At 71.0% G+C, this 6,803-nt stretch carries 4 protein-coding genes; all 4 read right to left on the bottom strand.

The annotated features are described in order from the left end of the window. Nucleotides 1-1,556 (bottom strand): alpha/beta hydrolase (locus tag E1300_RS30730; protein WP_131760596.1); only part of this gene is annotated, 1,556 nt, incomplete at its 3' end. A gap of 164 nt (nt 1,557-1,720) precedes the next feature. Next, nucleotides 1,721-3,325 carry an alpha/beta hydrolase gene (locus E1300_RS30725; protein WP_242619487.1) on the bottom strand — a complete coding sequence of 535 codons (1,605 nt, stop codon included), beginning with the start codon at nt 3,323-3,325 and terminating at the stop codon, nt 1,721-1,723. A gap of 303 nt (nt 3,326-3,628) precedes the next feature. Next, nucleotides 3,629-5,281 (bottom strand): alpha/beta hydrolase, encoded by a 1,653-nt coding sequence (locus E1300_RS30720; RefSeq protein WP_131760595.1) that lies wholly within the window; start codon nt 5,279-5,281, stop codon nt 3,629-3,631. A 269-nt stretch (nt 5,282-5,550) separates the two neighbouring features. Then, nucleotides 5,551-6,744, bottom strand: a complete 1,194-nt coding sequence (gene ispG, locus E1300_RS30715) for a flavodoxin-dependent (E)-4-hydroxy-3-methylbut-2-enyl-diphosphate synthase (RefSeq protein ID WP_207400052.1) — start codon at nt 6,742-6,744, stop codon at nt 5,551-5,553. Nucleotides 6,745-6,803 lie beyond the last annotated feature (59 nt).

Raw genomic sequence — 6,803 nt, 5'->3', positions numbered from 1 at the left:
GTCCGCCCGGCGGCGGGCTCGGGCGGCTTCGGCGCGGTGCAGCGGGCGTCCGGGCCCGGCCGGTCGGCGGGCACGGCGCCGGTGCCGAGGTAGCGGGCGACGGCCGTGTCGACGCACTTGTCGCCCGAGAGCGCGACGCCGTGGTTGCCGCCGCCGTCCTGCACCAGCAGCCGGGACGTCGGGAACCTGCGGTGCGTCTCCACGGCGCCCGAGTACGGGGTGGCGGCGTCCTCGGTGCCCTGGACGAGCAGGATCGGCGGCAGCGCGGCGGTCCCCCTCGCCCGGGGCGGCGGCCCGCCGGGCACCGGCCAGAACGCGCACGGCGCGTTGTACCAGGTGTTGCTCCAGGTCTCGAAACGGTAGCCGGCGCGGTAGAGGCGGTCGCTGTCGGCGTGCCAGCGGGTCCAGTCGCGCGGCCACCGCGCGTCCCGGCACTGGACGGCGTTGTAGACGGCGTAGTTGTTCTGGTCGAGCGGGCCCGGCGGCTGCCACGCCTTGCCGAGCGGGGCGGTGTCGTGCCGGACGGCGTAGGCGGACAGGGCGGCGGCGTGGTCGGCCCAGCCGGAGTCGCCGTAGCCGTCGGCGAGGAACAGGTCGTCCAGCTCGGACGCCCCGACCTTCCCGTCGATGGGCTTGGCCTTGAGCTCGGCTCTGGCCTTGGCGTAGGCGGCGGCGACCTCGGCCCCGGTCTTCCCGAGCCGGTAGGTGCCGTCGTGGCGGGCGATCCAGGCGAAGTAGGCCCGGATGCGCTTCTCGAACGCCACGTTCTGGTCGAGGTTGTCGTCGTACCAGACCCCGCTCGGGCGGACGACGCTGTCGAGCACCATGCGGCGGACCCGGCCGGGGAACATCGTCGCGTAGACGGCGCCGAGGTAGGTCCCGTAGGAGTAGCCGAAGAAGTTGATCTTCTGCTGGTGGAGCTCGCGCCGGATCCGGTCCAGGTCGCGGGCCCAGTTCTCCGTGCCCATGTGCGGCAGGACGGAGCCGTACTTCCGCCCGCAGTCGGCGGCGTAGGCCTTGGCCCGGTCCTTCCAGGCCTGCTCCTCCTTCTCGTTCGCGGGGACGGAGTCGGCGCGCGGGCGGCCCGGGTACTGGTAGCCCGGGTCGCAGGTGAGCGCGGGCTTGCTCGCGCCGACGCCGCGGGGGTCGAAGCCGATCCAGTCGTAGGCGCCCGCGACGTCCTTGGGCAGGGCGGCGGCGAAGAGCGCGGGGAGGTCGCGGCCGTGGGCGCCGGGACCGCCGCGGTTCAGCAGCACGGCGCCCTGCGAGCGGGCCGCGGTGTGCGGGACCCGCGTCAGCGCGAGCGTGATCTGGGTGCCGCCGGGACGGGCGTAGTCGAGGGGGACGCGGATGGACGCGCATTGCAGCCCCTTGAGGCGTGCGCCCTCCACCGGGTCCTTGGCGGGGCAGGACACCCAGGCCAGGCCCGCGGGGCGGGGCGCGGGGTCGGGATCCGCCAGGGCAGGCCCTGCGAGGGCGGAAGGCGGAGTCAGACCGAGTGTGACGGCGCAGGCCGCGATCCCGGCGGCGGCGCTCTTCGCGGCGAGGTTCAGCACTCCCGATATCTACCTGGGCGGACGCGGGAACCGCATGATCTTCGCTTCGGGCGATTCCGCAGTGGACCGGGATTGTCCATAAAGAAACGGGCGTGCCCGCCGCCCCTGGAGGGAGCGGCGGGCACGCAGGGTTCCGGCCGGCGAGAGCCGGCGGGCGGATGGCGCTACGGGCGGCCGACCGGGAGGTCCTTGCCCGCGGCGGCGCGGGCGGACTTCGCCGTCACGGCCGTCGGGTCCGGGTCGTTGAGCGCCGGAACGGCCTTGCAGTAGGCGTCGGGGCCCTTGCGGCTCTTCGGCAGCGCGCCGCTGTCGAGGTAGGCCGCGACCTTGTCGTCCAGGCAGGCGTTGCCGTTGAGCGTGTTGGCGTGGGTCTTGCCGCCGAGCTCCTCGACCAGCCGCGAGGACGGGAAGGTCTTGTGCATCTCCAGGCCGCCCGCGACCGGGGTCGCGGCGTCCTGGGTGGACTGGACGAGCAGGATGCCCGGCAGCCCCTTGGCGCCGAGCTTCAGCGCCGGCCCGCCCTGGAACGGCCAGAAGGCGATCGGGGCGTTGAACCAGACGTTGCTCCAGGTGTTGAAGCGGTAGCCCTGCTTGTAGAGCTTCACGGCGTCGTTGTGCCACTTGCTCCAGTTGCGGGGCCACTTGGCGTCGGCCGCCTGGACGGCGTTGTAGACGGCGAAGCCGTTGTCGTCACCGCCGGGGTTCAGCCAGTCGAGCAGGCCGGAGGGGTCCTTGTCGTTGACCCACTGGGACAGCGCCTGCGCGAACGGGATGTAGTAGCCGGTGTTGTAGCCGGCGCTGAGGACGATGTCGTCCAGCTCGTCCGGGCCGATCTTGCCGCCGATCGGGGCCTTCTTCGCGTCGGCGCGGACCTTGTAGTAGCGCGCCTCGACGGCCTTCTCGGTCTTCCCGAGGTGGTACAGCGAGTCGTACTTGGCGATCCACGCCCACCAGGACTTCATGTTGCGCTCGAACGCCTTGTCCTGCTCCAGCTGGGCGTCGTACCAGACCGTCTTCGGGTTGACGTTGCCGTCCAGCACCATGCGGTTCACGCGCTTCGGGAAGAGCGTGGCGTAGGTGGCGCCGTAGTACGTGCCGTACGAGAAGCCGTACCAGCTGATCTTCTGCTGGCCGAGGCCGGCGCGGATCACGTCGACGTCCTTGGCGGCGTCGGTGGTGCGCATGTGCGGCAGCAGCCAGCCGAACTTCTTCGCGCAGTCCTGCGCGTACTTCTTCGACTTGGCGATCCAGGCGAGCTCCTCCTTGGCCGAGCTCGGCACGTAGTCCGGGCGGATCGGGTCGGAGTAGTTCGGGTCGCAGGTCAGCGCGGGCTTGCTGGAGCCGACGCCGCGCGGGTCGAAGCCGATGACGTCGTACTTGGCGATGGTGGCCGCGTGCCCGACGCCGCCGAACCAGCGGGCGAGGGCCGGCGCGTACGCCAGCCCGCTGCCGCCGGGGCCGCCCGGGTTCACGAACAGGACGCCCTTGTAGTCCTTCGTGTCGGTGTGCTTGAAGCGCGAGACCGCGATCGAGATCTTGCGGCCGTTCGGCTTCGCGTAGTCGAGCGGGACCTCGACCTGCGCGCACTCGGCCGTGTTCATCGGGTCGCTCGGACCGCTGACCTCGCACTTGCCCCAGGCGATGCCCTTGGCGGCCGCGGCGCGCGCGGCGGCGTCCGTGCCCGCGGACGCGCTGGCGGACACGGCCGCGGCGGCGCCGCCGCCCGCGGTCACGGCCGCCGCTGCCGCGACGATGACGATCCTCTTCACCTAACCCCCTCGGATCGGCGGGCTCCGGTGGCGCGGTGGCGCCGGGGGGAGCGTCGCCGATGCATAGCCGATGCGGTGGATTGCGTGGAGATTGTTTCGGTTTCGTCCGTTATGACGGGAGGGGCTGCCGCGAGGAGATGCCGAATCGTGACAAGATCCACGGAACCATCGTTATGCGGATCTTCGTTACGTGCGGCCCCGTGCGGCGGCGGGAACGCCGACGGACCCCGGTAACGCGGAAGGGCCCCGGGGATCGCTCCCCGGGGCCCGCCGCGATCGGTTCTCAGCGGATCCGTGCCGTCGTCAGCGGATCACGTCGTTCTTCAGGCTGCCCGCGCCGGACAGGCTCTTGGTGGAGGCCTGCGCGCCCGGCGGGACCGGGTCGCCGAGCTGCGGGACGTGGACGGTGTCCTTCTTCGGAAGCTCGCCGTTGAGGAAGTAGGCGTCGAAGTAGGCGTCCACCGCCGCCGAGCCGCGGTGCACGATGCAGTGCGTCCGGTCGCCGTCCTGGACGACCAGGTGCGAGCCCTTGAGGCGCCGGTGCATGTCGAGCGCGCCCTCGTACGGCGTCGCCGCGTCGGCCGTCGACTGGAACATCAGGATGTTCTTCGGCAGGTCCTTCGTGTGCCCGACGTTGACCGGCTTGCCGGCCTTGGCGGGCCAGAAGAGGCACGGCGCGTTGTACCAGGCGTTGCCCCACGTCTCGAACGGGTGCTTGGCGTTGATCCGCTCGTTGTCGCGCTGCCACTTGCTCCACTTCGTCGGCCACTGCACGTCCGTGCACTGGACGGCGCTGTAGACCGCGTAGCCGTTGTCGTCCGCGCCGCCCGTGGTCTGGGCGCCGAAGGTGCCGGCGAACGTGGCGGTGTCGCCGGTCTTGTACGCCCGGAGGCCGACCGCGTAGGCGTTCCAGACCGCCTGGCTGCGGCGGTAGCCGGCGTTGAGGATGACGTCGGTCAGCTCGTCCGGCCCGACGGCGAGGGTCTGGCCGCTGTCGGGGTCGGTCCAGTAGACCGGCTTGGCCTTGAGCTTGGCGCGCAGGTCGTAGAAGAACTTGTGGACGGCGGCCTGCGTCGTGCCGAGGTGGTACACCGAGTCGTACTTGGCGATCCAGCCGAAGTAGTACTCGATGTTGATGTCGAACTGGATGTCCTGGTTGAGGTTGGCGTCGTACCAGACGTCGGACGGGCCGACGTTGCCGTCCAGGACCATGCGCCCGACGTTCTTCGGGTACACCGTGGCGTAGGTGGAGCCGAGGTAGGTGCCGTAGGAGGCGCCGTAGTAGTCGAGCTTCTTGTTGCCGAGCGCCTTGCGGATCGACTCGACGTCACGGACCGAGTCGATCGTCTTGATGTGGTTCAGCAGCCCGATCTTGTCGGCCTTGCCGCACGCCTGCGCGTAGCCCTTCGACAGCTTCAGCCACGTGGCGACCGACTTCCGGTCGCCGGTGCCGTAGTCGGGGCGCGGCGCGTTGGTGTAGTTCGGGTCGCAGCTGAGGGCCGGCACGCTCATGCCGACGCCGCGCGGGTCGAACCCGATGACGTTGTACGCGGCGCGCATCGGCGCGGAGTTCTGCGCGAACACGCGCGGGCCGAACAGCGCGCCGCCGCCGCCCGGGCCGCCCGGGTTGACGACGATGTCGCCCTTGGCCGGTCCCGAGCCCGTGTGCGGGGTCCGGGTCAGCTGGAGGGTGATCTTCTTGCCCTTGGGCTTGGCGTAGTCCAGCGGGACCTGGAGCTCCGCGCACTGGACGATCGTGGAGACCGGGTACAGCGCGTCGTAGTTGTCGTGCACCGTCTTGACGAAGTCCGCGGGACACGCGTGCCACTTGGCGGCGGCCGGGTCGAAGCCCCCGGCGCTGCCGGCCGACGGGCCGGCGGCCGCCTGCGCGCTCGCGGCACCGAGCCCGGTGAGACCGAGCCCGGCCGCGGCGGCCACGACGACGATCCTCTTCACATATCCCCCTATTACGGCCCGACTCCGGATGAGTCAGACATTCGGGTAATGAGTGAAGATTGTTACGGCGGGATCGCACGGCACGACAGACCCCGTCACAAGTGGATGCGGAATCGTGACAAGTTTCCCGGAACTCGACGAGTCCCCCGAACGTTCGGGATTCGGACATCGGCGCAGCGTGCGCCCCCTCCGGCGGCACGAAGGGCCCCCGGGGGCGGCATGACGCGCACCCGGGGGCCCTTCCGCTCCGTCCGGCCGGACGGCGACGCTCAGCTCACGACGACCTCGGCGCCGGGGCCGGAGACCGACCCGTCCTCGCCGATCTCGATGCCCATCTCCTCGGCGATGCGCATGGCCTCCTCGATGAGGGTCTCGACGATCTGCGCCTCGGGCACGGTCTTGACGACCTCGCCCTTGACGAAGATCTGGCCCTTGCCGTTGCCCGAGGCGACCCCGAGGTCGGCCTCGCGGGCCTCGCCCGGCCCGTTCACCACGCAGCCCATCACCGCCACCCGCAGCGGGACGGGGAAGTCCTTCAACCCGGCGGTGACCTGCTCGGCCAGCGTGTACACGTCCACCTGCGCGCGCCCGCACGACGGGCACGACACGATCTCCAGGCCGCGCTTGCGCAGGCCCAGCGACTCCAGGATCGCCGTGCCGACCTTGACCTCCTCGACCGGCGGCGCCGACAGCGACACGCGGATCGTGTCCCCGATGCCCTGGCTCAGCAGCGCGCCGAACGCCACCGCCGACTTGATCGTCCCCTGGAACGCCGGGCCGGCCTCGGTCACCCCGAGGTGCAGCGGGTAGTCGCAGGCGGCGGCCAGCTGCCGGTACGCCTCGATCATCACCACCGGGTCGTTGTGCTTCACCGAGATCTTGATGTCCCGGAAGCCGTGCTCCTCGAACAGCGAGCACTCCCACAGCGCCGACTCCACCAGCGCCTCGGGGGTGGCCCTGCCGTACTTCTCCAGCAGCCGCTTGTCGAGCGAGCCGGCGTTCACGCCGATCCGGATCGGCACCCCGGCCGCGGTGGCCGCCTTGGCGATCTCACCGACCTTGTCGTCGAACTTCTTGATGTTGCCCGGGTTCACGCGCACCGCCGCGCAGCCCGCGTCGATCGCCGCGAACACGTACTTGGGCTGGAAGTGGATGTCGGCGATCACCGGGATCGGCGACTTGCGCGCGATCGCCGGCAGCGCGTCGGCGTCGTCCTGCGACGGCACCGCCACCCGCACGATCTGGCACCCCGACGCGGTCAGCTCCGCGATCTGCTGAAGCGTGGAGTTCACGTCGGCGGTCAGCGTCGTGGTCATCGACTGCACCGACACCGGGGCGTCCCCGCCCACCGGCACATCGCCCACCCTGATCTGCCGGGACGCACGGCGCGGCGCGACCGGACGCGGCGCCTCCGTCCCGTCGCCCTCACCGCGGATCGTAGGAATACCCAGTGAAACGCTCATTGCTCTCCTCTGACTCGCCTCTGCTCCTCCGGAGGACGGCCCCGGGTCGCCCCGGGTGT

It is taken from the genome of Actinomadura fibrosa (assembly GCF_900659615.1).
GTDB classification, from domain to species: Bacteria; Actinomycetota; Actinomycetes; order Streptosporangiales; family Streptosporangiaceae; genus Spirillospora; species Spirillospora fibrosa.
The sequence above is the reverse complement of the archived record's forward strand: the minus strand, read 5'-3'. Positions and strand labels throughout refer to the sequence as shown.